Here is a 25797-nt window from a genome sequence, read left to right as displayed (position 1 = left end):
GATATTAAGGAATATAGTCGTGTCTAAAGAAAAATTTGAACGTTCAAAACCGCACGTTAACGTTGGTACTATCGGCCACGTTGACCACGGTAAAACTACTCTGACTGCTGCAATCACTACAGTTTTAGCTAAAACTTACGGTGGTGCTGCTCGTGCATTCGATCAAATCGATAACGCACCAGAAGAAAAAGCTCGTGGTATCACCATTTCTACTTCACACGTAGAATATGACACACCAACTCGTCACTACGCACACGTAGACTGCCCAGGTCACGCCGACTATGTTAAAAACATGATCACTGGTGCTGCGCAAATGGACGGAGCTATCCTGGTAGTTGCTGCGACTGATGGCCCAATGCCACAAACTCGTGAGCACATCCTGTTAGGTCGTCAGGTTGGTGTTCCTTACATCATCGTATTCCTGAACAAATGTGACATGGTAGATGATGAAGAGTTACTGGAATTAGTAGAAATGGAAGTTCGTGAACTTCTGTCTCAGTACGATTTCCCAGGTGATGACACTCCAGTAATTCGTGGTTCAGCGCTGAAAGCACTGGAAGGCGAAGCAGAGTGGGAAGCAAAAATTGTTGAATTAGCAGAAGCACTGGATTCATACATCCCAGAACCAGAGCGTGCAATTGACAAGCCATTCCTGTTACCAATCGAAGACGTATTCTCAATCTCAGGCCGTGGTACAGTAGTAACAGGTCGTGTTGAGCGTGGTGTTGTTAAAGTTGGTGAAGAAGTTGAAATCGTTGGTATCAAACCAACAGTTAAAACAACTTGTACTGGCGTTGAAATGTTCCGTAAATTACTTGACGAAGGTCGTGCAGGTGAGAACGTTGGTGTTCTGCTGCGTGGTACTAAACGTGAAGAAATCGAACGTGGACAAGTACTGGCTAAACCAGGTTCAATCAAGCCACACACTAAATTCGAATCAGAAGTTTATATTCTGAGCAAAGATGAAGGTGGTCGTCACACTCCATTCTTCAAAGGCTACCGTCCACAGTTCTACTTCCGTACAACTGACGTAACTGGTACTATCGAATTACCAGAAGGCGTAGAAATGGTAATGCCAGGTGACAACATCAACATGATCGTTGAACTGATTCACCCAATCGCGATGGACGACGGTTTACGTTTCGCTATCCGCGAAGGTGGCCGTACAGTAGGTGCGGGCGTTGTTGCTAAAGTATTAGGTTAATTACTCGCGTAATTCTCCTAGAGAAGGGCATCAATTGATGCCCTTTTTATGCGTTGTTTGAAAAAGAACCTATCTCATCACTAGTTTGATGTAAATTATTGGTGAGATAGGCTCTGATACAACGAATCGAGTCCAGTATCTTGCAGATACGAATGTCATAGAGATATGACACTGTGTCAGATGCAATCATAGTTGATTTTATGGTTAGTCTGATTTGTTTTGCTCTTGCGAGGCAAGCTGGCTATTTATTTACATCATATGACAGGTTAATTTATGAGTGCGAATAGCGGAGCTCAAGATAGCAAACGCGGTGGTGATATCGCTAAGTGGATCATTACCGTTTTATTGCTGGCAGTAGCAGTGGGTGGCAACTATCTTTACCGTGAATTTAACCTAGCGTTACGAGCTTTAGCTGTTGTTGCTTTGTTCGTAGCAGCGGGTGGGATCGCGTTGTGGACAACACAAGGTAAAGCAACATTAGTATTTGCTCGCGAAGCGCGCATTGAAATGCGTAAAGTAGTATGGCCAACACGTCAAGAAACATTGCAAACGACCCTGATTGTTGCTGCAGTGACGGCTATTGTGTCATTAGTTCTTTGGGGACTGGATGGCATTCTGGTTCGTTTTGTTTCATTTATTACTGGCCTGTGAGGTGTTCATGACTGATTCTCCAAAAAAACGCTGGTATGTCATTCAGGCATTTTCGGGCTTTGAAGGCCGTGTTGCACAGTCTCTGCGTGAACATATCAAATTAAACGAAATGGAAGACTCATTCGGCGAAGTTATGGTTCCAACCGAAGAAGTGGTTGAGATCCGTAGCGGTCAACGTCGCAAAAGTGAGCGTAAATTTTTCCCAGGCTATGTTCTTGTCCAAATGGTCATGAACGATGCAACTTGGCACTTAGTACGTAATGTACCTCGTGTTATGGGATTTATTGGTGGAACCTCAGACAGACCTGCACCAATTAGTGATAAAGAAGTTGATGCGATTATGAATCGCTTACAACAAGTTGGTGATAAGCCACGTCCTAAAACACTGTTTGAACCAGGTGAAATGGTTCGTGTTAGCGATGGTCCATTCGCTGACTTTAATGGTGTGGTTGAAGAAGTTGATTATGAAAAAAGCCGCTTAAAAGTTTCTGTTTCAATCTTTGGTCGTGCGACACCAGTTGAATTAGACTTTAGTCAGGTTGAAAAAGGTTAAACCTTTTTACGTTGCTTTCTTGCAAAAGGTGGAAAAGTTATCTACAATTTTCCACCTTTCGTTTTGAGTTGTTTTGTCATAAGACAGAACAAAGTAAAATCGGGGAGCCCTAGCCGGGCGATATACCCAAATTGAGGAATTAATTAATGGCTAAGAAAGTCCAAGCCTATATCAAACTGCAAGTTTCTGCAGGTATGGCTAATCCAAGTCCACCAGTTGGTCCAGCTCTGGGTCAACAAGGTGTTAACATCATGGAATTCTGTAAAGCATTCAACGCTAAAACTGAAAGCGTAGAAAAAGGCTTACCAATTCCTGTTGTTATTACAGTTTACGCTGACCGTTCTTTCACTTTCGTTACCAAAACTCCTCCAGCAGCAGTTCTGCTGAAGAAAGCTGCGGGCGTGAAATCAGGTTCTGGTAAACCGAACAAAGAGAAAGTAGGTAAAATTACTTCTGCTCAAGTTCGTGAAATCGCAGAAACTAAAGCTGCGGACCTGACTGGTGCTGACGTTGAAGCTATGATGCGTTCAATTGCTGGTACTGCTCGTTCCATGGGCCTGGTAGTGGAGGATTAATCTGATGGCTAAACTAACCAAGCGCATGCGCAATATCCGTGAAAAAGTTGAAGTAACTAAACAGTACGAAATCACTGAAGCTGTTGCTTTACTGAAAGAGCTGGCTACTGCTAAATTCGTTGAAAGTGTTGACGTTGCTGTTAACCTTGGCATCGATGCACGTAAATCAGATCAAAACGTTCGTGGTGCAACTGTACTTCCACACGGTACTGGCCGTTCAGTTCGCGTTGCTGTATTCGCACAAGGTGCAAATGCAGAAGCTGCTAAAGAAGCAGGCGCTGAATTAGTCGGTATGGACGACTTAGCTGCTAAAGTTAAAGCTGGCGAAATGGACTTTGACGTTGTTATCGCATCTCCAGATGCAATGCGCGTTGTAGGTCAATTAGGTCAAATCCTTGGCCCACGTGGCTTAATGCCAAACCCGAAAGTGGGTACTGTAACTCCTAACGTTGCTGAGGCAGTTAAAAATGCTAAAGCTGGTCAGGTTCGTTACCGTAACGACAAAAATGGTATTATCCATACCACTATCGGTAAAGTTGATTTCAACGAAGAACAGTTGAAAGAAAACTTAGAAGCTCTGTTGATTGCGCTGAAAAAAGCAAAACCATCTGCAGCGAAAGGCGTTTATATCAAGAAAGTAAGCCTGTCTACCACTATGGGTGCAGGTGTTGCTATTGATCAAGCTAGCTTGAGCGCGACAGTTTAATCTTAGATTAGACTAAAGTCATAAAAGACTTTACCTTGGCGTCAAATTTGTATAGAATTTGACGCCTTGAGTTTAGCTATGTGGTATTTTATTTAAGTCTACATAACTAAATTCTCTGAATTTCGGTTGGAGTCTGGCCTATCCAGACCCCGTCCAAGACCGCAGGTGTAAGTAATTACTTAATTTTCCTGCGTAGACGGTGAGAGAGCCAAAAAAGAATTTTATATTCTGGATTCTGCTCACCGTGTTTTAGCGCTTATTTCCATTGTGGCAATAAGTGATGTGAGTCCCGAGTTTTTACTCGGTTAATCCAGGAGCAAGAAGCTAATGGCACTAAATCTTCAAGACAAACAAGCGATTGTTGCTGAAGTCAGCGAAGTTGCCAAAGGTGCGCTTTCTGCAGTTGTTGCGGATTCCCGTGGCGTTACTGTAGCAAAAATGACTGAACTGCGTAAAGCATGTCGTGATGCTGGCGTTACTGTACGTGTAGTACGTAACACCCTATTACGTCGCGCTGTTGAAGGTACTTCTTACGATGTACTGAAAGACGTATTTGTTGGTCCAACCTTGATTGCTTTCTCTTTCGAACATCCGGGCGCTGCAGCTCGTCTGTTCAAAGATTTCGCGAAAGCGAACCCAGCATTCGAGATTAAAGCGGCTGCCTTTGAAGGTGAGTTTATCCCAGGTTCGAACATCGATCGTCTGGCTACACTCCCAACTTACGATGAAGCAATCGCACGCCTGATGGCAACCATGAAAGAAGCCTCTGCAGGCAAATTGGTTCGCACTCTGGCTGCTCTGCGCGATCAGAAAGAAGCTGCTTAATAGCCAATTTCTTCGTTGCTTTATTTACGTATAAACTTTTTCTGAATTTTAGGAACACTTGTTATGTCTATTTCTAAAGACGATATCTTAAACGCAGTTGCTGAAATGTCTGTAATGGACGTTGTTGAACTGATCTCTATGATGGAAGAAAAATTCGGTGTATCTGCTGCTGCAGCTGTTGCTGTTGCTGCGGGTCCAGCAGAAGCTGCTGAAGAGAAAACTGAATTTGACGTTATCCTGAAAGCTATCGGCGGTAACAAAGTAGCAGTAATCAAAGCAGTACGTGGCGCTACCGGTCTTGGCCTGAAAGAAGCTAAAGACTTAGTAGAATCTGCACCAGCAGCTCTGAAAGAAGGCGTAAGCAAAGATGATGCTGAAGCTCTGAAGAAAGCTCTGGAAGAAGCAGGCGCTGAGGTTGAAGTTAAATAATTTAACTTCCCAGAGTGCAGCCTAACGGCTGATGGCTGGTGATTTTTTGGTCACCAGCCTTTTTGCGCTGTAAGGTAAGAGTAGCTTTTTCACACTTTTTGGCTTTCTCTCTACCTCAATATTTTTTGCTATTGACGACTTAATATACTGTATTACTCACTACGATCCACGTTGTCCAAAAGCTCGGTAGTGAACTCAATGCAATGAAATGATTTAAGAGTAATAGCAATAAGTATTATGGAAAATTATATTTTCCTACCTACAAAAAATAGTGTTAGCAGAATGTCGTGTCGCCCTTAATAACTAAGGGTAGGCAGAGTGGGTCACTTTTCAGCGAGCTGAGGAACCCTATGGTTTACTCCTATACCGAGAAAAAACGTATTCGTAAGGATTTTGGTAAACGTCCACAAGTTTTGGATGTTCCCTATCTCCTTTCTATCCAACTTGACTCGTTCCAGAAGTTTATCGAGCAAGATCCTGATGGTCAAAACGGTCTGGAAGCAGCTTTCCGTTCCGTATTCCCTATCCAAAGCTATAGTGGCAATGCTGAATTACAGTATGTTAGCTACCGTTTAGGCGAGCCTGTTTTTGATGTTAAAGAATGTCAGATCCGCGGTGTAACTTATTCTGCACCTCTGCGTGTAAAACTGCGTCTGGTCATTTATGAACGTGAAGCCCCAGAAGGCACCGTTAAAGACATCAAAGAACAAGAAGTCTATATGGGTGAAATCCCATTAATGACCGATAACGGTACCTTTGTAATCAATGGTACTGAGCGTGTTATCGTTTCCCAGTTACACCGTAGCCCTGGTGTGTTCTTTGATAGTGACAAAGGTAAAACACACTCATCTGGTAAGGTACTGTATAACGCACGTATTATCCCTTATCGTGGCTCATGGTTAGACTTCGAATTCGACCCTAAAGATAACCTTTTTGTCCGTATTGACCGTCGCCGTAAATTACCTGCGACTATCATTTTACGCGCAATGAACTACAGCACTGAAGAAATCTTAGGTTTATTCTTCGAAAAAACATTGTTTGAAATCAGCAACAACAAGCTGATGATGACATTAGTGCCTGAACGTCTGCGTGGTGAAACTGCTTCATTTGATATTGAAGCAAACGGCAAAGTATATGTTGAAAAAGGCCGTCGTATTACTGCTCGCCATATTCGTCAATTAGAAAAAGAACAAGTTGACCGCATTGAAGTACCTGTTGAATATATTGCAGGTAAAGTGGTTGCTCGTGATTATATTGATGAAGCAACAGGTGAACTGATTTGTGCTGCTAACATGGAAATCTCTTTAGATGTGTTAGCTCGCTTAAGTCAAGCTGGTCATAAAACGATTGAAACTCTGTTTACCAATGACTTAGATCATGGTGCTTATATTTCAGAAACTGTTCGCGTCGATCCTACAAACGATCGCTTAAGCGCGTTAGTTGAAATCTATCGCATGATGCGTCCTGGTGAGCCACCTACACGCGAAGCTGCAGAAAACTTATTTGAGAACTTATTCTTCTCTGAAGATCGTTATGATCTTTCTGCTGTGGGTCGTATGAAGTTCAACCGTTCGTTAAGCCGTGACGAAGTTGAAGGTTCTGGCATCCTGAGCCAAGAAGATATCATTGAAGTAATGAAAAAACTGATTGATATCCGTAATGGTAAAGGTGAAGTGGATGATATCGACCACTTAGGTAACCGTCGTATTCGTTCTGTTGGCGAAATGGCTGAAAACCAATTCCGTGTTGGTCTGGTGCGTGTTGAGCGTGCAGTTAAAGAACGTCTGTCTTTAGGCGATCTTGATGCATTAATGCCACAAGACATGATCAATGCAAAACCGATTTCTGCTGCTGTCAAAGAGTTCTTTGGCTCTAGCCAGTTATCACAGTTTATGGATCAGAATAACCCGCTATCAGAAATTACGCATAAACGTCGTATTTCTGCATTAGGCCCAGGTGGTTTGACCCGTGAACGTGCAGGCTTCGAAGTTCGAGATGTACACCCAACTCACTACGGTCGTGTGTGCCCAATCGAAACGCCTGAAGGTCCAAACATCGGTCTTATCAACTCATTATCTGTTTATGCGCAGACTAACGAGTACGGTTTCCTTGAAACGCCTTACCGTGTTGTTGAAAACAACGCTGTAACAGATGAAATTCATTATCTGTCTGCAATTGAAGAAGGTAACTTCATCATTGCTCAGGCCAACTCCGTATTAGACGATGACAACCACTTCGTTGAAGAATTAGTTACTTGCCGTCATAAAGGTGAGTCAAGCTTATTTAGCCGTGACCAAGTTCAGTACATGGACGTTTCAACCCAACAGGTTGTTTCTGTCGGTGCTTCACTGATCCCATTCCTTGAACACGATGACGCCAACCGTGCATTGATGGGTGCGAACATGCAACGTCAGGCTGTTCCTACACTTCGTGGTGATAAACCACTAGTAGGTACAGGTATGGAACGTGCTGTAGCGGTTGACTCCGGTGTTACTGCAGTTGCTAAACGTGGTGGTGTTGTTCAGTATGTTGATGCTTCTCGTATCGTTATCAAAGTTAACGAAGAAGAGACTTACGCTGGTGAAGCGGGCATTGATATCTATAGCTTGACTAAATACACCCGTTCTAACCAGAACACATGTATTAACCAAACACCTTGCGTATCTTTAGGTGAACCTGTTGATCGCGGTGATGTGTTAGCTGATGGTCCTTCAACAGACCTTGGTGAGTTAGCATTAGGCCAAAACATGCGCGTGGCATTTATGCCATGGAATGGTTATAACTACGAGGACTCCATCCTTGTATCTGAGCGTGTTGTTCAAGAAGATCGTTTCACAACAATCCACATTCAAGAACTAGCTTGTGTCTCTCGTGATACTAAGTTAGGGCCTGAAGAGATCACAGCTGATATCCCGAACGTTGGTGAAGCCGCGTTATCTAAACTGGATGAATCAGGTATCGTTTATATCGGTGCTGAAGTGAAAGGCGGTGACATTCTGGTTGGTAAAGTAACACCTAAAGGTGAAACTCAACTGACTCCAGAAGAGAAACTGCTGCGTGCTATCTTCGGTGAAAAAGCATCTGATGTTAAAGATTCTTCTCTACGTGTTCCTAATGGTGTGTCTGGTACAGTTATCGATGTACAAGTCTTCACCCGTGATGGCGTAGAAAAAGATAAACGTGCATTAGAAATTGAAGAATCACAGTTACGTGAAGTTAAGAAAGACTTAACTGAAGAACTGCGTATCTTTGAAGCTGGTCTATTCGCTCGTATCCGTGGTGTTCTGATTGCTGGCGGTATTGAAGCTGAGAAATTAGATAAATTACCTCGTGAACGTTGGTTAGAACTGGGTATTGCGGATGAAGAGAAGCAAAACCAGTTAGAACAATTAGCAGAACAGTATGATGAACTGAAAGCTGAGTTCGCGAAGAAACTGGAAGCTAAACGTCGTAAAATCACTCAAGGTGATGATTTAGCACCAGGTGTGCTGAAAATCGTTAAGGTTTATCTGGCTGTTAAACGTCAGATCCAACCTGGTGATAAGATGGCGGGTCGTCATGGTAACAAGGGTGTTATCTCTAAGATTAACCCTATTGAAGACATGCCATACGATGAAAACGGCAACCCGGTTGACCTCGTACTGAACCCACTGGGTGTACCATCACGTATGAACATCGGTCAGATCCTTGAAACTCACTTGGGTATGGCTGCTAAAGGTATCGGTGATAAGATCAACGCGATGCTGAAACAGCAACAAGAAGTTGCTAAATTACGTGAATTTATCCAGAAAGCTTACGATCTGGGTATGGCACCTCGTCAGAAAGTTGATCTGGACACCTTCAGCGATGAAGAAGTGTTACGTCTGGCTGAAAACCTGAAAAAAGGTATGCCAACCGCAACACCAGTGTTCGATGGTGCAGAAGAAATGGAAATTAAAGAGATGCTTAAATTAGCTGATCTTCCAACTTCTGGTCAGATTACACTTTTCGATGGTCGTACAGGTGAGCAATTTGAGCGTCCAGTAACTGTTGGTTACATGTACATGCTGAAACTGAACCACTTAGTTGATGATAAGATGCACGCCCGTTCTACCGGTTCGTACAGCTTAGTTACTCAGCAACCTCTTGGTGGTAAAGCTCAGTTTGGTGGACAGCGTTTCGGGGAGATGGAAGTGTGGGCACTGGAAGCATACGGTGCAGCTTATACTCTTCAAGAAATGCTTACTGTTAAGTCGGATGACGTTAACGGCCGTACCAAAATGTACAAAAACATCGTTGATGGTAATCATCAGATGGAACCAGGTATGCCAGAGTCGTTCAACGTATTGTTGAAAGAGATCCGTTCACTGGGTATCAACATCGAATTGGAAGACGAATAACGGATTCCATATAGACAGACTGCTAGAGATGGCAGTCTGTCAAACAGTGACTACACTGGTTTAAAGGGGTGAATGACAGGGGTCATTTGCCTGGCAGGTCTAACTCCGACAGGAGCCATTTCGTGAAAGACTTATTAAAGTTTCTGAAAGCGCAAACCAAGACCGAAGAGTTTGATGCGATCAAAATTGCTCTGGCATCACCTGATATGATCCGTTCATGGTCATTTGGTGAAGTTAAAAAGCCAGAAACAATTAACTACCGTACGTTCAAACCAGAACGTGACGGTCTTTTCTGTGCCCGTATTTTCGGACCAGTAAAAGATTACGAATGTTTGTGTGGTAAATACAAACGTTTAAAACACCGTGGTGTTATCTGTGAGAAGTGTGGCGTTGAAGTTACACAAACTAAAGTTCGTCGTGAACGTATGGGTCACATCGAATTAGCTTCTCCAGTTGCTCACATTTGGTTCTTGAAATCATTACCGTCCCGTATCGGTTTGCTGCTGGATATGCCACTGCGCGATATTGAACGTGTATTGTATTTTGAATCTTACGTTGTTGTTGAAGGCGGGATGACTAGCCTTGAACGTGGTCAAATCTTAACAGAAGAGCAATACCTCGATGCATTAGAAGAATTCGGTGACGAATTTGATGCGAAGATGGGTGCAGAAGCTGTTCAGAACCTCTTACAGAGCATGGATCTGGAACAAGAGTGTGAAACGCTACGTGAAGAGTTAAACGAAACTAACTCTGAAACTAAACGTAAGAAACTGACTAAACGTATCAAGTTACTTGAAGCGTTCATGCAATCAGGCAATAAACCTGAGTGGATGATCTTAACTGTGCTGCCTGTGTTACCACCAGACTTACGTCCACTGGTTCCACTTGATGGCGGTCGTTTTGCGACATCTGACCTGAACGATTTATATCGTCGTGTGATCAACCGTAACAACCGTTTAAAACGCCTGCTTGATTTAGCAGCTCCAGACATCATCGTACGTAATGAAAAACGTATGTTACAAGAGTCTGTGGATGCGTTATTAGATAACGGTCGTCGTGGTCGTGCGATCACAGGTTCGAACAAACGTCCTTTGAAATCTTTGGCTGATATGATCAAAGGTAAACAAGGTCGTTTCCGTCAAAACCTGTTAGGTAAACGTGTTGACTATTCTGGTCGTTCTGTAATCACCGTTGGTCCATACCTGCGTCTGCATCAGTGTGGTCTACCGAAAAAAATGGCTCTTGAGTTATTCAAACCATTTATTTACGGAAAACTGGAAACCCGTGGTTTAGCGACAACAATTAAAGCCGCTAAAAAAATGGTTGAGCGCGAAGAAGCGGTTGTTTGGGATATCTTAGATGAAGTTATCCGCGAACACCCAGTGATGCTAAACCGTGCACCAACACTTCACCGTTTAGGTATTCAGGCATTTGAACCAATCCTTATCGAAGGTAAAGCTATTCAGTTACACCCACTCGTTTGTGCGGCATACAACGCCGACTTCGATGGTGACCAAATGGCGGTTCACGTACCATTGACATTAGAAGCACAACTAGAAGCTCGTGCGCTAATGATGTCAACAAATAACATCCTGTCTCCAGCAAGTGGTGACCCAATCATCGTTCCTTCACAGGACGTTGTATTAGGTCTTTACTACATGACTCGTGACTGCATCAATGCCAAAGGTGAAGGCATGGTGCTAAGTGGTCCTAAAGAAGCTGAACGCGTTTATCGCGCTGGTTTAGCCTCTTTACACGCACGTGTTAAAGTACGTATCACTGAAGAGATCAAAGATGGCGAAGGTAATATCACTACTGAAACTAGCTTAAAAGACACCACTGTCGGCCGAGCTATTTTATGGATGATCGTACCAAAAGGCCTACCTTACGCGCTGGTTAACCAACCATTAGGTAAAAAAGCAATTTCTAAAATGCTTAATACCTGTTATCGCGTAATGGGCTTGAAGCCAACAGTTATTTTTGCTGATCAAATCATGTATACCGGTTTTGCTTACGCAGCACGTTCAGGTGCTTCAGTAGGTATCGATGACATGGTTATCCCTGCGAAAAAAGCAGAGATCATTGCAGAAGCAGAAGCAGAAGTTGCAGAAATTCAGGAACAGTTCCAATCCGGTCTGGTAACAGCGGGCGAACGTTACAACAAAGTCATCGATATTTGGGCTGCGGCAAATGAGCGCGTAGCGAAAGCGATGATGGAAAACCTGTCTACTGAAACCGTTATTAACCGTAATGGTGAAGAAGAACAACAAGTATCTTTCAACAGCATCTTTATGATGGCTGACTCCGGTGCTCGTGGTTCTGCAGCTCAGATCCGTCAGTTAGCAGGTATGCGTGGTCTGATGGCTAAGCCAGATGGCTCAATCATCGAGACACCAATCACAGCGAACTTCCGTGAAGGTCTGAACGTACTCCAGTACTTCATCTCAACCCACGGTGCTCGTAAAGGTCTTGCGGATACCGCACTGAAAACAGCAAACTCCGGTTACTTGACTCGTCGTTTAGTTGACGTTGCACAAGATTTAGTTGTCACAGAAGACGACTGTGGTACAACCGAAGGTGTTATGATGACTCCGGTTATCGAAGGTGGAGATGTTAAAGAGCCACTGCGTGAACGTGTATTAGGTCGTGTAGCTGCAGAAGATATTCTGAAACCAGGTACTGCTGATATTCTTGTTCCACGTAACACCCTGTTAAACGAAAAACTGTGTGACTTGTTAGAAGAAAACTCAGTTGACAGCGTGAAAGTACGTTCAGTTGTAACCTGTAACACAGACTTCGGTGTATGTGCTAAATGTTATGGTCGTGACCTTGCTCGTGGTCATATCATCAACAAAGGTGAAGCTATCGGTGTTATCGCGGCACAGTCAATCGGTGAACCAGGTACACAGTTAACGATGCGTACGTTCCACATCGGTGGTGCGGCATCTCGTGCTGCAGCAGAATCTAGCATTCAAGTACGTAATAAAGGTACTCTGAAGCTGTTCAATGCGAAGTTCATTACCAATACTGCGGGTAAATTAGTTATCACTTCTCGTAACACAGAATTACGTTTAATTGACGAATTCGGTCGTACGAAAGAAAGCTATAAAGTACCTTACGGTGCTCAATTAGCGAAAGGTGATGGTGAAGCGGTTAACGGTGGCGAAACTGTTGCTAACTGGGATCCACATACAATGCCAGTTGTGAGTGAAGTATCTGGTATCATTCGTTTTGCTGACATGGTTGATGGTCAAACTATCACACGTCAAACAGATGAATTAACAGGCCTTTCTTCACTGGTTGTTCTGGATTCAGCAGAGCGTACAGGTAGCGGTAAAGATTTACGTCCAGCACTGCGCATCACTGATGCACAAGGCAAAGATGTATTGATCCCGAATACTGATATGCCAGCACAGTACTTCCTGCCAGGTAAAGCAATTGTTCAGTTAGACGATGGCATTACAATTAATGCAGGTGACACTTTAGCGCGTATTCCACAAGAATCTGGCGGTACTAAAGATATCACCGGTGGTCTGCCACGCGTTGCTGACCTGTTTGAAGCACGTCGTCCGAAAGAGCCTGCAATCCTTGCTGAAATCAGCGGTATTGTATCGTTCGGTAAAGAGACTAAAGGTAAACGTCGTCTAGTTATTTCTCCATTAGACGGTAGCGATGCATATGAAGAGATGATCCCTAAATGGCGTCAGCTTAACGTATTCGAGGGTGAGGTTGTGGAACGCGGTGATGTTATCTCCGATGGTCCAGAGTCACCACACGACATTCTGCGCTTACGTGGTGTTCATGCGGTTACTCGCTATATCACGAACGAAGTACAGGAAGTTTACCGTTTACAAGGCGTTAAGATTAACGATAAACACATTGAAGTTATCGTTCGTCAGATGCTACGTAAAGTTACCATTGAGAACGCAGGAAGCTCTGAGTTCCTCGAAGGTGAACAGGTTGAATACGCTCGCGTTAAAGTATCGAACCGTGTTCTGGAAGATGATGGTAAAGTACCAGCAACGTATGCTCGTGACCTGTTAGGTATCACGAAAGCATCTCTGGCAACTGAATCCTTCATCTCTGCTGCATCATTCCAAGAAACAACGCGTGTTCTGACTGAAGCAGCGGTAGCAGGTAAACGTGACGAATTACGAGGCTTGAAAGAGAACGTTATTGTTGGTCGCTTGATCCCAGCAGGTACAGGGTATGCGTATCACCAAGATCGTATGAAGCGTCGTCAATCACAATTGCCAGCAGATGAAACTGAAACAACAATCAGTGCTGATGAAGCATCTGCTAACTTAGCAGAATTACTGAATGCTGGTTTTGGTGGATTAAAAGACTAAAATCTAATTTAGATTAGATTGAAATGCCCTCCATTGTGAGGGCATTTTTTGTTTCTGTTCTACAATAAGTAGGCGAAATGATGAGAATAATAACTAACGGATTGATTATCCTATTTTTTATTTTTACTGGTCTTGCTTTTGCAACCCCTTTAGAAAAGGAAATACCAACAGAAACACAATGGAATTTAGAAACTTCGATCACAACATTGATGCAGCTTCGGCAACAAAAAACTTTATATGCTTTTATTGGTAATAAACTAAGACCTGTTGCTGAGCTATATCCTAATCGGGGATTTTATGTTTCAGATGCGATAAATAATTACCATAAAATACAATTTGGAAATGCCCAAGGTTATTTGGAAGCTGGTTATTTAGAAGATGATTACATTGAAGATATTGCTTCTATTTCGGTCGATAGGAAAATACGTTTCTTATCAGATAGTACGAAGAAAACCGATTATCCTATTTATGAGTATCTGATCACAACAAAAAATACCCCCATCTATAGCGATAAAGATATTGCGAGCCCACAAATAGCGATACTCTTATCCAATTTACGTTATCCTGTGCTATCACGCACAATAAAAGAAGATGCTAATGGAAGTAAAATCAATTGGTTTGAGATCTCTTTAGGTGACCGCTTAGGTTATATTTCATCAAGGGATGTAAAACCTGATTTAGGGATACCGGTGCTTACTTATCACCATATTCTCAAAGCAACGGAAAATCATAATTTTCGTCATACATCAACAACAACATCATTAACTGCCTTTACAGAGCAGATGAATTATTTAAAAGAAGCTGGGTATGAAACGCTTTCACTAAACCAAGTTGCAGGCTATTTAAATAAAAATATTAATTTGCCGGGACGAGCCGTCGCATTAACATTTGATGATGGTTTACAATCTGTTTATCGTTATGCCTATCCACTTTTAAAAGAAAATGGCCAAAGAGCAACATTATTTGTTATTTCATCACGTATAAAATCTAAAATACCTAAATGGGCACCTAATTCATTACAATTTATGAGTTGGCAGGCACTGAAATCAAGCCGAGATGTTTTTGATATTCAGTCACATTCTCATTTTTTACATCGTTTAGATAATAATAAAAAACCCATTATATTTAGTCGCCAATCTCATACTATCGTATTAGATTTACAGCACTCACAGCGTGTTTTGCGATTATTAAACCCACATCAATATGCTTTTGCATACCCTTTTGGTGGATATAATCAAAGAGCAATCAATGCAGTCAAAGCGTCGGGTATGACATTGGCGGTGACGACTCAGCAAGGAAAAGTTCGTTTAGGTGATCCACCTTTCGCTCTAAAACGGCTATATGCGTTAAGTACAGATCCCATTGAGAAATTTGCGAGGATGGTGGGTAATGATGAATATGAAGTGGTGAATAAAAATATCGTTGTTGATAAATAAAAATTATAATATTAGAAAAATACCTTTGATATTTATTGAAGGTATTTTTTTATTTCTCCCCATTACTCACTCAGTTAAGATCAATAAATAACTTATATTTTTCAGATAATTATGATGATTTTTTAGTGATAAAAATTCATTTTTTTCTGTAAGCTGGCAATCCAAATTCAGCATGGAGCTAGTTATGAAAAAATCTATATCCATATCTTCTTATGATTCTGCATTTAAACGTTTTATGATGAATGTCAGTAATGCGAAAGACTTTTTCTTTGTCCATTTACCAGAGGACTTAAAAAGTCATTGTGATTTTTCAACGTTACAATTACAAAATTCTTCTTTCATCGATATTAACTTACGTTCTCGTATGTCTGATATTTTGTATTTAGTGAAAACCAAAGAGGGTGATATTTCTATTTATTTATTAGTAGAACATCAATCTAGGCCAGATAAAATGATAGGTTGGCGTATGATGAATTATGCATTTTACACTATGAATCAACATTTACAGCAAGGTTATAAATTTTTACCCCTCGTTGTTCCTATTCTGTTTTATCATGGAAATAAAAAACCCTATCCTTTTCCTGTTAATTGGATGTCATGTTTTCCACTTACTTCACTTGCTAATCAACTTTATTCTAATAGCTTTTCTTTAATTGATTTGACTTCAATTGATGATGATATTTTGCTGACTCATAAAAAAGCAGCGGTAATGGAAATTGCAATGAAGCACGTTAATAGTTGTCATGATATTAATGAGATTGCAATACTTCTATCAAAAGCAATAAATCAGAAAAACTGCAGAGATGAAGACACGGTTGCTGTTGTAGAATATTTATTCTCAATTATGGACGCATCAGACTTTGAGTTCATTTTAAATAAGATAGTTGAACAAGTAGATAACCACAAAGAGGTGATTATGAATATAGCGTGGAGATTAGAAAATAAGGGATTTAATTTAGGTGTAAGTGAAGGGTTTGAAATAGGCAAAAATGAGGGGATCGAACTGGGCAAAAATGTAGGTATTGAAATAGGTAAGAATGTAGGTATTGAAATAGGCTGGGCTAAAGGCATTGAGTTAGGCAAAACGGAAGGTATTGAGTTGGGTAAGACGGAAGGTATTGAGTTGGGTAAAACGGAAGGCATTGAGTTAGGTAAAACGGAAGGTATTGAGTTAGGTAAAACAGAGGGTATTGAAATTGGTAAAAAAATAGTACAAATAGAATTAGCTCAAAACTTATTAAAAGAAAATTTTGATCTTTTATTTATTGAAAAAATATCAGGTTTAAGTATTCAAGAACTTGAAGAATTAGCAGCGTAAGAATTAAGTTGTTTATAAATATTAAATTAAAAGAATTATAATATATTAATTTTAATGTTTTATTTTTGTTGGGTTATTTTGAATTTATTAAAAATCACTTCTATTGAATTATGTAATAAAAACCGCCTTTATTATTTTTAATTAAATAAACTAAAGGCGGTTTTATATTGTTTAAATTTTAATTAACGGCCCAAGTAATTATCCCAATCTTTCCATACGGGTTGTAATCCTCGTTCTTTTAATGCATTAATCACATCATTAACATGGCGATTATCATTAGGAGAGAATTGTTCTAATTCTTCATGACTATCAGAATACCCACCAGGTTGAGTTTTAGAACCCGCACTAATGTTATTTATCGCTAATGGTACTGTATTATCACGAAAATACGGAGATTCGCGGGTTGAAAGTGAAAGCTCAACATCAGGTGCCAAAATACGAAAAGCACAGATCAATTGAACTAATTCCGCTTCACTCATTACTGATGCGGGACTTAGTCCACCAGCACAAGGGCGTAAACGAGGAAAAGAGATTGAATAGCGACTTTTCCAATAGCGCTTTTGTAAAAATAAGAGATGTTCTGCCACCATATAACAATCGCTACGCCACTGGCTTGAAAGACCAATCAATGCACCTAAACCAATTTTATCAATTCCAGCTTGCCCTAATCTATCTGGCGTTTGTAATCGCCAATGAAAATCCTGTTTTTTGCCCTTTAGATGATGAAGCTGATAAGTAGGTTCATGATAGGTTTCTTGATAAACCATGACACCATCAATACCGAGTGTTTTTAACTCGGCATATTCTTCTGTTGCAAGAGGCTGAACTTCCATCATTAATGAACTGAAATTTTCTCGAATAAGGGGAATATATTGGCGAAAATAATCCATACCCACTTTTCTTTGATGCTCACCGGTTACTAATAGCAGGCTATCAAACCCTAATTGGCGGATGCTATTACATTCGGCAATGATCTCACTTTCATTCAATGTTTTACGTTTAATGGCATTACTCATTGAAAAACCACAATAAGTACAATCATTAGTACATAAATTAGAAAGGTAAAGTGGAACATACAACCCCACAACATTGCCGAAACGTTGTCGCGTGAGTTGTTGAGCTCGTTGCGCCATTGGTTCTAAATAGTATCTACCTGCTGGCGAAATTAGTGCCATAAAATCATCAAGAGTGAGAGTGTGACGATTTAATGCAGCTTCAACATCTGCATGGGTTTTACTATTGAGTCTTAATGTAATGTCATCCCAATCCAGTTGTTGCCAATAATCAGAAAAAGTGTCCATTAGAGCGCCCCTAAATATTGGGTTAATGGACTAGAAGCTTGTGCTTGTGTATTGGCAGTTGCTAATCCCGAGTTTCTGGCGAGCTCGCCAGCATCCAGCGCTGTTTTAAATGCTTGGGCCATTAAAATTGGATTTTTAGAGACTGCAATAGCTGTATTAACTAATACCGCGTCTGCACCTAACTCTAAAGCTTCAAGAGCATGACTTGGTGCGCCAATACCTGCATCAACAACAACAGGAATAGAGGCTTGTTCGACGATAATTCGTAGAAAATCACGAGTTTGTAAGCCTTGATTAGAGCCAATAGGAGAGCCCAAAGGCATTACTGCAGCGCAGCCAACGTCTTCTAAACGACGACATAAAACAGGATCAGCACTGCAGTAGGGCAAAACAACAAAACCTTCTTTCACAAGAATGTCAGCAGCTTTAAGAGTTTCAATAGGATCAGGTAATAAATATTTAGTATCAGGATGAATTTCTAATTTAACCCAATTTGTACCAAAAGCCTCTTTAGCTAATCGCGCTGCAAAAACTGCTTCTTGTGCTGTTTTTGCCCCGGATGTATTGGGTAATAATTTTATGCCTAATGACTTGAGTGGCGCGATTAAATCATCATTTCCCTTTTTTAAATCGACTCGTTTCATTGCCATTGTTACAAGTTGGCTGCCCGAAGCCTTAATGGCTTCTGTCATTAACGTTGGTGTTGCAAATTTTCCTGTGCCTGTAAAAAGCCTAGATGTGAATGTGGTATCAGCAATTTTTAACATATCAGCCCCCCGCAATTGCTTGAAAGAGAAGAATAGTATCGCCATCGTTAATAAAATGTGTTTCCCAATTTTCACGGGGAACAATGGTTTCATTGATGGCAAGTGCCACACCTATAGGTGGCTGTTCTAACTGAATAAGGAGCTGACTAATAGTGACAGGCATATCCAGAGAATATTGTTCGTCATTTACGGTAATGTTCATGCTAACCCTCGACAAACAGGACATGTTGTTGATGATGTTAAGCGTAAAGTGCTCCAATTTTGTTTTCTACCATCGAAAAGGCGTAGTTTTCCACTTAGAGAACTAGGTAAATCAGAGAGTAGCTTAATAGCTTCAAGTGCCTGAAGTGTGCCAATAACACCCACAACAGGGCCTAGAATTCCGGCTGTTTTACAGTTTCGTTGTGATTCAGTTTCATCAGGATAAAGACAGTGATAACAACCATGAATAAAAGGAGGTTCAAACACCATAAGTTGGCCACTAAACCCAACGGCACTACCACTAATAAGTGGAATTTGTTGTGCAACACACGCACGATTAATGGCTTGGCGTGTAAGCATGTTATCTGTGCAATCTAAAACTAAATCAACTTCTTTAACTAATTTAAGTAATGAATCATCATTAATACGTTGTTTATAAGAAGTCACTTTTATATCCGGGTTTAAGGCAAGCAAAGCCTGCTTTGCAACCTCTGATTTCGCATCAGGGATATCTTGAGTGCGATAAAGAATTTGGCGCTGTAGATTAGAAATATGTAATTCATCATCATCAACTAAAATAAGCTCACCAATACCTGCCCCCGCGAGATACATTGATGCTGGAGAGCCTAACCCACCAAGCCCGACAATCAGTACCTTTGCTTGTTGAAGTTTGTTTTGGCCCTCGATACCAATATCTTCTAACATCACTTGTCGGCTATAACGCATAAAATCATTATCATTTAGCATGACGATTTTCCTTCAACTAATTCTAATAATTTACGAGTTACTTTTTGCCAATCAGATGCTTTTGTTATTGCACTGACTAAAGCAACACTCCCTACGCCTGTTGCAACCACATCAGAGACTCTCTCTAGCGAGATCCCACCAATAGCAACAGTGGGAAAATCAGGTGTCTGTTCTACTTGATGTTTGAGCGCCTTCAAACCTTGTGGTTTAGATGGCATATCTTTCGTTGTGGTTGGAAATATATGCCCTAATGCGATGTAAGATGGGCGCAACATCTTTGCTCTTTGTAATTCAGCTTCGTCGTGAGTAGAAATACCCAGCCGTAATCCAGCTTGTTTAATGGCACCAAGATCAGCAACATCAAGATCTTCTTGACCAAGATGAACACCATAAGCCTGATGATTAATGGCGAGTTGCCAATAATCATTGATAAACAGTCTTGCGTGATATTGTTTGCCTAGTTTTATTGCTTCGATAATCTCTTTTTCAACGTCTTTGGGCTGTTTATCTTTTATACGCAACTGAAGAGTGGTAACGCCTGTTTTCAATAGACGTTCTATCCATTCAATAGAATCAACAACGGGGTAAAGCCCAAGTTTTTTTTCTGTTGATGCAAAAGGTGTATTAGAGGATTTGTTCATTTTCAGTCACCTCAACACGAGTGATTTCGGCGCTGTGGTATAGCTCATTCCCATGCTCTTTAAAGGCCTGAGACATTTGTTCCATACCTGCCGCATAATCACGTACTTCTTGCGTTATCTTCATTGAACAGAATTTAGGGCCACACATTGAGCAAAAGTGAGCCACTTTTCCTGATGCTTGAGGAAGGGTTTCATCGTGATATTGGCGTGCTGTTTCAGGATCAAGTGCTAAATTGAATTGATCTTCCCATCTAAATTCAAAACGCGCTTTTGACATAGCATTATCACGGATTTGAGCACCAGGATGCCCTTTGGCTAAATCGGCAGCATGAGCCGCAATTTTATAAGTAATTAAGCCTTGTTTTACATCGTCTTTATTTGGTAAACCTAGGTGTTCTTTCGGGGTGACATAACAGAGCATTGCACAACCAAACCAGCCAATCATTGCTGCACCAATACCTGAAGTAAAATGATCGTAACCCGGTGCAATATCTGTTGTGAGAGGACCTAATGTATAAAAGGGAGCTTCATGACAATGCTCTAGCTCTTCTGTCATATTGCGACGTATCATCTGCATTGGAACGTGACCGGGGCCTTCAATCATGACTTGCACGTCATATTCCCATGCAATTTTTGTTAGTTCACCTAAAGTATGTAACTCAGCAAATTGTGCTTCATCGTTTGCATCTTGGATCGAACCTGGCCTTAACCCATCACCCAGTGAAAGAGAAACATCATAAGCAGTACAGATTTCGCAGATTTCACGGAAATGTTCGTAGAGGAAATTTTCTTTGTGATGTGATAGACACCATTTCGCCATTATCGAACCACCACGAGAGACAATACCCGTTAGGCGTTTTGCGGTCATGGGAACATAACGTAACAATACACCTGCATGAATAGTAAAATAATCAACACCTTGCTCTGCTTGTTCAAGTAAAGTATCGCGGAACATTTCCCAAGTGAGATCTTCTGCAATACCGTTAACTTTCTCAAGTGCTTGATAGATTGGAACTGTGCCGATAGGAACAGGGCTATTGCGAATGATCCACTCACGCGTTTCATGAATGTAACGGCCTGTTGAGAGATCCATTACGGTATCTGCCCCCCAACGTGTAGACCAAATTAGCTTTTCAACTTCTTCTTCAATCGAAGACGTTACAGAAGAATTTCCGATATTGGCATTCACTTTCACTAAGAAATTACGACCAATAATCATCGGTTCTGATTCTGGGTGATTTATATTGGCGGGAATAATGGCTCGACCAGCTGCAACTTCTTGGCGTACAAATTCAGGAGTAATATTGTCAGGGAGATGAGCACCAAAGCTAAAGCCTGCGTGTTGTTGGCGTAATACTTTGCTTCGAATACGTTCACGCCCCATATTTTCACGAATAGCAATAAACTCCATTTCAGGTGTGATTATACCTTTTCGAGCATAATGCAATTGCGTCACACTTTTACTCTTTAGGGCTTTTTTAGGGTTGGGTTTTAACGGAAAACGTAGATGCTCTAATCCGGCATCAGAAAGACGTTGTTGTGTGAAATCAGAGCTTAAGAGTGAAAGTGCTTCGGTATCATTACGCTCATCAATCCATGATTGGCGAATTTTTTTTAATCCAAGATTAACGTCGAGTTGAGAAGCTGGATCGCCATAAGGGCCAGAAGTGTCATATACCGGAACAGGTTCATTATCTTCAAAAATAGGGTTTTCTTTTGATCCGCCTATCAATGTTTTATCAAGCTGGATCTCACGCATTGGTACTTGAATATCGGTACGAGAGCCTTCAAGGTAAATACGTTTTGAATTGGGAAAACTAATCCCTTGAATAGTACTAATAAACTCCTGAGCCGCATCTCGCTGTGCTTTTCTTGGACGCTGTTTATTGGCGGTTGGCGTAATATCTTTAACAGATAAAGTTTGATTTTTGGACATAGCATTTCCTAATAAATATCATGCAGGCTGTAGCCTGTTGGGTGAATATTGAGAAAAATGCTTGTCTGGAGGTCGCAGGGAGTATCGACAGATAGGCGTATAAAAAATATACGGGATGAAGCTATCAAAAGGTCGAATCACTCTTGTTCCCTTCGCGGGTATTAACCCGATCAGGTTCCGCGGATCCCGAATTAACGGTCTCAGCCTGTGTTTATAATAGCCTTATAAACACTAGGCACTCCGACAAGAAGAAGTCCAGTATATGAAAGATTTTGAAAACTACAAGTCCGATATGGGTTATTTATTTAAATCCCAATGTTGCTGTTTCCAGTTTTTCATTTGTGAAATTTGAGCTAATTGTTGATCTGGATTGATAACTGTGACGTTATCAGCTTGATAACACAATGGAAGGTCATTAATAGAGTCAGTGTAGAAATAAATATAAGCATTATTAATGTTATTGACTTCTTTCCACCGATTTAGATGATCAACCTTTCCTTCTCGAAATGTAGGTATACCTTCAATATATCCAGTGTAATAATTATCTTTAATTTGCATATCAATGCCCATTGAAATATCTGCATTGAGTTGTTTTGCAATAGCATGAACGAGAAAAGACATTGTTGCTGAAATAATTATAACAGGAATATTTTTCTGTCGATATTGTGTAATTATTGACATTCCTTCAGGGTAAAGTAATGGCTGAATTTTTGTTTCAGTAAAGTCATTAACCCAATGATTTATTTCGTTTATATTATGATTTTTAAAGTAAGATAAATGTTGATAAAGATATTGATTTATATCTAGTTTTTCAGCGTAATAATCCGCAATCATCTGTTCATCTAGTTTTAGAAAATGAGGATCGGTGACTATTTTTTTATCCCATAAATAACGTGTCCATAAACGACTAGAATCACCAGCTAAAAGCGTTTCATCTAAATCAAAAATCGCAATTTTATTTTTGGTTTTATCTGTCATTCCAGCATTCCTTTAACATAAGTAAAGTTTATGAAAATCCTTTTTGAATGTTAATAAATTAGAGAGAATAATCATAATACATTGAGTGGGTCTTACTAAAGAGAGTATCCTTAATTTTATATCATTATTTTGGATAGATTTATCATTATGCATTTATATACGTTAGCGGGATCAGAGAAAGGCTGGTGGACAGTCAGTCTTGGTGGGCGAGTGTGGTTACCGAAAGGTGAACTTCCTTTTGGTTTTGCAAAGGATTGGGATTTAGTTGGTCAACAGGCCAAAATTGTTGGTGAGTGGCAGGGGGAAACTGTTTGGCTTATTCATGGAAAAATGGATAACGATATGTGTTCGCCAAGGCTTATCGCCTCACAAGATGAGAATTTATTTAAACTCGTGGGTCGCGGTGTTCAGTTAGCAGAGTTTTATCGTTCACATCGTTTTTGTGGCTATTGTGGTTCTAAAATGCGCCATAGTGAGAGCGAATGGGCTTGCTTATGTGATAACTGCCATGAACGTTATTACCCACAAATTGCCCCTTGTATTATTGTAGGGATCCGGCATGAAGATAAGATTTTACTCGCACATCATGTTAGGCATAAACATTCCCCTCTTTATACTGTGCTCGCTGGTTTTGTGGAGGTTGGTGAAACCTTAGAAGAAGCCGTCGCTCGGGAAGTGTTTGAAGAAAGTAATATTCATATTCGTAATATTCGCTACGTATCATCTCAACCTTGGCCATTCCCTCATTCTTTAATGATGGGTTTTTTGGCTGACTACGATGGAGGCGAGTTGCGCCATGATCCTTCTGAATTAACCAGTGCGGCCTGGTATCGTTACGATCAGCTACCACAGATCCCACCTCCAGATACTATTGCGCGACGCTTGATAGAAGATACGATAGCGAATATTAGACAAGATAAAGAAAAGAACTAAATAAAGGCGTTGTCAGCCAACAGTTATTTTTCCAGCATGTTACAATGCATGCTATTTTGCGGCCCTATTACTGTTAATGGAGTTAGTCATGAGTGAGTTGAAAAACGACCGCTATTTACGTGCGCTGTTGCGCCAACCTGTTGATGTCACCCCAGTTTGGATGATGCGTCAGGCAGGCAGATATCTTCCTGAATATAAGGAAACACGGGCACAGGCGGGGGATTTCATCTCATTGTGCAAAAATACAGAATTGGCATGTGAAGTAACATTACAGCCTTTAAGACGCTTCCCTTTAGATGCCGCTATTTTATTTTCTGATATTTTAACTATTCCTGATGCAATGGGACTAGGTCTTTACTTTGAAACTGGTGAAGGACCTCGTTTTAAATCCCCAATAAATAACCTTACCGATATTCAAAAACTGCCAATTCCTGATCCCGAAGACGAACTTGGTTATGTAATGAATGCAGTACGTGCAATTCGTCATGCATTGCAAGGTAGTGTGCCATTAATCGGTTTTTCGGGAAGTCCTTGGACACTAGCAACCTATATGGTGGAAGGTGGAAGTAGTAAGGCCTTCACAAAAATAAAAAAAATGATGTATGCAGAGCCTCAAGCACTACATCTATTACTGGATAAACTCGCAGATAGCGTTATCCTTTATCTGAATGCTCAAATTAAAGCGGGTGCACAATCTATCATGATCTTTGATACATGGGGTGGTGTACTAACAGGGCGTGATTACCAACTTTTTTCATTACACTACATGCATAAGATTGTTGATGGTCTTATTCGCGAATACGATGGAAGAAAAGTTCCTGTAACCTTATTTACCAAAGGTGGCGGTCGTTGGTTAGAAGCAATGGCAGCAACAGGTTGTGATGCATTAGGGCTAGATTGGACGATAGATATCGAAGATGCACGTCGTCGAGTAGGGGATAAAGTCGCCTTACAAGGTAATATGGATCCTTCTATGCTGTATGCGCCGCCAGCCAGAATAGAGCAAGAAGTCGAAACTATTCTTGCTGGGTTTGGTAAAGGCAACGGTCATGTCTTTAATCTTGGGCACGGTATTCATCAAGATGTTCCACCAGAGCATGCTGGTGCATTTATTGATGCGGTTCACCGTTTATCGAAGCCTTATCATCAGGATAATGATTAATACCTCACAATTACGTCAAGAGCAGACAGAAAAAGCTCAACAAATTATTTTGACAGACCAATTTACAATGCCTACTTATATTGCTGGCGCTGATGTTGGTTTTGAAGATGGTGGCGCAGTTACTCGCGCTGCCATCGTGATAATGCATTACCCTTCTTTTGAAATTCTTGAATATCAAATCGCGCGAATACCTACAAATCTTCCTTACATCCCAGGTTTACTTTCATTTAGAGAGTGCCCAGCGTTACTGTCTGCTTGGCAATTAATCAAACAGAAACCTTCTCTTATTTTTGTAGATGGGCAAGGTATTGCTCATCCTAGAAGGCTCGGTGTTGCCAGTCATTTTGGTTTATTAGTGGACACGCCTACTATTGGCGTAGCAAAAAGTCGTTTATGTGGTACTGATCGAGCGGTTAATGAAGAGATGGGAAGCTATGAGCCATTAATGGATAAGAATGAGCAAATAGGATGGATTTATCGCAGTAAGAAAAAATGTAAACCCCTGTATATTTCTCCGGGTCATAAAGTGAGTATGGAAGGCGCTTTGCAGTGGGTTGAGTTATGTATGAAAGGGTATCGATTGCCAGAACCAACGCGTTGGGCTGATGGTATTGCTTCAAATAGACGATTATTTGAGCAGTTGAATAAGAATAAGCTCTAAATGACCGGGAAATATGTGGATATTTTTAATTTTCAGGTAAACTGC

General features: G+C 40.9%; 21 protein-coding genes and 1 riboswitch. Of the genes, 14 read left to right on the top strand and 7 right to left on the bottom strand.

From position 1 onward, the window contains the following. Window positions 1–19: 19 nt before the first annotated feature. The 11 genes from tuf to GTH24_RS18425 all read left to right on the top strand — a co-directional run bounded on the left by tuf (window position 20) and on the right by GTH24_RS18425 (window position 16425). Window positions 20–1204: an elongation factor Tu gene (gene tuf / locus GTH24_RS18475; protein ID WP_088494064.1), complete on the top strand. Its 1185-nt coding sequence runs from the start codon at window positions 20–22 to the stop codon at window positions 1202–1204. Window positions 1205–1477: 273 nt separating this feature from the next. Further along, window positions 1478–1855: a preprotein translocase subunit SecE gene (secE, locus tag GTH24_RS18470; protein WP_072071069.1), complete on the top strand. Its 378-nt coding sequence runs from the start codon at window positions 1478–1480 to the stop codon at window positions 1853–1855. Window positions 1856–1862: 7 nt separating this feature from the next. After that, window positions 1863–2408, top strand: a complete 546-nt coding sequence (gene nusG / locus GTH24_RS18465) for a transcription termination/antitermination protein NusG (RefSeq protein ID WP_004246900.1) — start codon at window positions 1863–1865, stop codon at window positions 2406–2408. Between the two features lie 146 nt (window positions 2409–2554). Further along, window positions 2555–2983, top strand: coding sequence for a 50S ribosomal protein L11 (gene rplK, locus GTH24_RS18460; RefSeq protein WP_006534703.1), 429 nt, complete (start codon window positions 2555–2557; stop codon window positions 2981–2983). 4 nt (window positions 2984–2987) lie between these two features. After that, window positions 2988–3689, top strand: coding sequence for a 50S ribosomal protein L1 (rplA, locus tag GTH24_RS18455; protein ID WP_072071068.1), 702 nt, complete (start codon window positions 2988–2990; stop codon window positions 3687–3689). Between the two features lie 327 nt (window positions 3690–4016). Then, the gene (gene rplJ / locus GTH24_RS18450; RefSeq protein ID WP_072071067.1) at window positions 4017–4514 is read left to right on the top strand and encodes a 50S ribosomal protein L10; all 498 of its coding nucleotides are present in this window, start codon (window positions 4017–4019) and stop codon (window positions 4512–4514) included. Between the two features lie 63 nt (window positions 4515–4577). Further along, complete coding sequence (rplL, locus tag GTH24_RS18445) at window positions 4578–4943, top strand: 50S ribosomal protein L7/L12 (protein WP_023583093.1); 366 nt, start codon at window positions 4578–4580, stop codon at window positions 4941–4943. 350 nt (window positions 4944–5293) lie between these two features. After that, a complete protein-coding gene (gene rpoB, locus GTH24_RS18440) occupies window positions 5294–9322 on the top strand; it encodes a DNA-directed RNA polymerase subunit beta (protein WP_072071066.1) in 4029 nt (1342 codons plus the stop codon). Window positions 9323–9444: 122 nt separating this feature from the next. After that, window positions 9445–13671 carry a DNA-directed RNA polymerase subunit beta' gene (gene rpoC, locus GTH24_RS18435; RefSeq protein ID WP_072071065.1) on the top strand — a complete coding sequence of 1409 codons (4227 nt, stop codon included), beginning with the start codon at window positions 9445–9447 and terminating at the stop codon, window positions 13669–13671. Window positions 13672–13751: 80 nt separating this feature from the next. Further along, window positions 13752–15107, top strand: a complete 1356-nt coding sequence (locus GTH24_RS18430; protein ID WP_164526811.1) for a polysaccharide deacetylase family protein — start codon at window positions 13752–13754, stop codon at window positions 15105–15107. Window positions 15108–15291: 184 nt separating this feature from the next. Next, the gene (locus tag GTH24_RS18425) at window positions 15292–16425 is read left to right on the top strand and encodes an Rpn family recombination-promoting nuclease/putative transposase (RefSeq protein ID WP_241253996.1); all 1134 of its coding nucleotides are present in this window, start codon (window positions 15292–15294) and stop codon (window positions 16423–16425) included. 182 nt (window positions 16426–16607) lie between these two features. Here GTH24_RS18425 and thiH read toward each other — a convergent pair whose 3' ends face one another. The 7 genes from thiH to GTH24_RS18385 all read right to left on the bottom strand — a co-directional run bounded on the left by thiH (window position 16608) and on the right by GTH24_RS18385 (window position 22996). Further along, on the bottom strand, window positions 16608–17726 hold the full coding sequence (gene thiH / locus GTH24_RS18415; RefSeq protein WP_164526810.1) for a 2-iminoacetate synthase ThiH: 1119 nt from the start codon (window positions 17724–17726) through the stop codon (window positions 16608–16610). Next, window positions 17726–18493: a thiazole synthase gene (locus GTH24_RS18410; RefSeq protein ID WP_164526809.1), complete on the bottom strand. Its 768-nt coding sequence runs from the start codon at window positions 18491–18493 to the stop codon at window positions 17726–17728. The genes thiH and GTH24_RS18410 overlap by 1 nt, the downstream gene beginning before the upstream one ends. Before the next feature lies 1 nt (window position 18494). Continuing rightward, the gene (gene thiS / locus GTH24_RS18405) at window positions 18495–18695 is read right to left on the bottom strand and encodes a sulfur carrier protein ThiS (protein ID WP_072071062.1); all 201 of its coding nucleotides are present in this window, start codon (window positions 18693–18695) and stop codon (window positions 18495–18497) included. After that, window positions 18692–19441 (bottom strand): HesA/MoeB/ThiF family protein, encoded by a 750-nt coding sequence (locus tag GTH24_RS18400; protein WP_164526808.1) that lies wholly within the window; start codon window positions 19439–19441, stop codon window positions 18692–18694. Before GTH24_RS18400 ends, thiS begins: the two co-directional genes overlap by 4 nt. Beyond that, the gene (gene thiE / locus GTH24_RS18395) at window positions 19435–20082 is read right to left on the bottom strand and encodes a thiamine phosphate synthase (protein WP_072071060.1); all 648 of its coding nucleotides are present in this window, start codon (window positions 20080–20082) and stop codon (window positions 19435–19437) included. Before thiE ends, GTH24_RS18400 begins: the two co-directional genes overlap by 7 nt. Continuing rightward, a complete protein-coding gene (thiC, locus tag GTH24_RS18390) occupies window positions 20066–22018 on the bottom strand; it encodes a phosphomethylpyrimidine synthase ThiC (protein ID WP_164526807.1) in 1953 nt (650 codons plus the stop codon). Before thiC ends, thiE begins: the two co-directional genes overlap by 17 nt. A 130-nt stretch (window positions 22019–22148) precedes the next feature. Next, a riboswitch (TPP riboswitch) is annotated at window positions 22149–22271 on the bottom strand. Window positions 22272–22315: 44 nt separating this feature from the next. Then, window positions 22316–22996, bottom strand: a complete 681-nt coding sequence (locus GTH24_RS18385; RefSeq protein WP_072071059.1) for an HAD family hydrolase — start codon at window positions 22994–22996, stop codon at window positions 22316–22318. A gap of 147 nt (window positions 22997–23143) precedes the next feature. On the opposite strand from GTH24_RS18385, the gene nudC reads away from it, so the two are divergent. The 3 genes from nudC (at window position 23144) to nfi (ending at window position 25752) form a co-directional block, all read left to right on the top strand. Beyond that, window positions 23144–23929 (top strand): NAD(+) diphosphatase, encoded by a 786-nt coding sequence (gene nudC, locus GTH24_RS18380; RefSeq protein ID WP_072071058.1) that lies wholly within the window; start codon window positions 23144–23146, stop codon window positions 23927–23929. Between the two features lie 88 nt (window positions 23930–24017). Then, the gene (hemE, locus tag GTH24_RS18375) at window positions 24018–25091 is read left to right on the top strand and encodes a uroporphyrinogen decarboxylase (RefSeq protein ID WP_115351152.1); all 1074 of its coding nucleotides are present in this window, start codon (window positions 24018–24020) and stop codon (window positions 25089–25091) included. Continuing rightward, complete coding sequence (gene nfi / locus GTH24_RS18370; protein ID WP_072071057.1) at window positions 25084–25752, top strand: deoxyribonuclease V; 669 nt, start codon at window positions 25084–25086, stop codon at window positions 25750–25752. Before hemE ends, nfi begins: the two co-directional genes overlap by 8 nt. Window positions 25753–25797: the final 45 nt, after the last annotated feature.

It is taken from the genome of Proteus vulgaris, from assembly GCF_011045815.1.
Taxonomy (GTDB): Bacteria; Pseudomonadota; Gammaproteobacteria; order Enterobacterales; family Enterobacteriaceae; genus Proteus; species Proteus vulgaris_B.
This window is presented reverse-complemented; position numbering and strand designations above follow the sequence as displayed.

What these genes read in the sequence shown, in the direction of transcription:
- secE (WP_072071069.1), top strand. Translation starts at nt 1,478, where the DNA reads ATGAGTGCGAATAGCGGAGCTCAAGATAGCAAACGCGGTGGTGATATC.
- nusG (WP_004246900.1), top strand. Translation starts at nt 1,863, where the DNA reads ATGACTGATTCTCCAAAAAAACGCTGGTATGTCATTCAGGCATTTTCG.
- rplK (WP_006534703.1), top strand. Translation starts at nt 2,555, where the DNA reads ATGGCTAAGAAAGTCCAAGCCTATATCAAACTGCAAGTTTCTGCAGGT.
- rplA (WP_072071068.1), top strand. Translation starts at nt 2,988, where the DNA reads ATGGCTAAACTAACCAAGCGCATGCGCAATATCCGTGAAAAAGTTGAA.
- rplJ (WP_072071067.1), top strand. Translation starts at nt 4,017, where the DNA reads ATGGCACTAAATCTTCAAGACAAACAAGCGATTGTTGCTGAAGTCAGC.
- rplL (WP_023583093.1), top strand. Translation starts at nt 4,578, where the DNA reads ATGTCTATTTCTAAAGACGATATCTTAAACGCAGTTGCTGAAATGTCT.
- rpoB (WP_072071066.1), top strand. Translation starts at nt 5,294, where the DNA reads ATGGTTTACTCCTATACCGAGAAAAAACGTATTCGTAAGGATTTTGGT.
- GTH24_RS18430 (WP_164526811.1), top strand. Translation starts at nt 13,752, where the DNA reads ATGAGAATAATAACTAACGGATTGATTATCCTATTTTTTATTTTTACT.
- GTH24_RS18425 (WP_241253996.1), top strand. Translation starts at nt 15,292, where the DNA reads ATGAAAAAATCTATATCCATATCTTCTTATGATTCTGCATTTAAACGT.
- thiH (WP_164526810.1), bottom strand. Translation starts at nt 17,726, where the DNA reads ATGGACACTTTTTCTGATTATTGGCAACAACTGGATTGGGATGACATT.
- GTH24_RS18410 (WP_164526809.1), bottom strand. Translation starts at nt 18,493, where the DNA reads ATGTTAAAAATTGCTGATACCACATTCACATCTAGGCTTTTTACAGGC.
- thiS (WP_072071062.1), bottom strand. Translation starts at nt 18,695, where the DNA reads ATGAACATTACCGTAAATGACGAACAATATTCTCTGGATATGCCTGTC.
- GTH24_RS18400 (WP_164526808.1), bottom strand. Translation starts at nt 19,441, where the DNA reads ATGCTAAATGATAATGATTTTATGCGTTATAGCCGACAAGTGATGTTA.
- thiE (WP_072071060.1), bottom strand. Translation starts at nt 20,082, where the DNA reads ATGAACAAATCCTCTAATACACCTTTTGCATCAACAGAAAAAAAACTT.
- thiC (WP_164526807.1), bottom strand. Translation starts at nt 22,018, where the DNA reads ATGTCCAAAAATCAAACTTTATCTGTTAAAGATATTACGCCAACCGCC.
- GTH24_RS18385 (WP_072071059.1), bottom strand. Translation starts at nt 22,996, where the DNA reads ATGACAGATAAAACCAAAAATAAAATTGCGATTTTTGATTTAGATGAA.
- nudC (WP_072071058.1), top strand. Translation starts at nt 23,144, where the DNA reads ATGCATTTATATACGTTAGCGGGATCAGAGAAAGGCTGGTGGACAGTC.
- hemE (WP_115351152.1), top strand. Translation starts at nt 24,018, where the DNA reads ATGAGTGAGTTGAAAAACGACCGCTATTTACGTGCGCTGTTGCGCCAA.
- nfi (WP_072071057.1), top strand. Translation starts at nt 25,084, where the DNA reads ATGATTAATACCTCACAATTACGTCAAGAGCAGACAGAAAAAGCTCAA.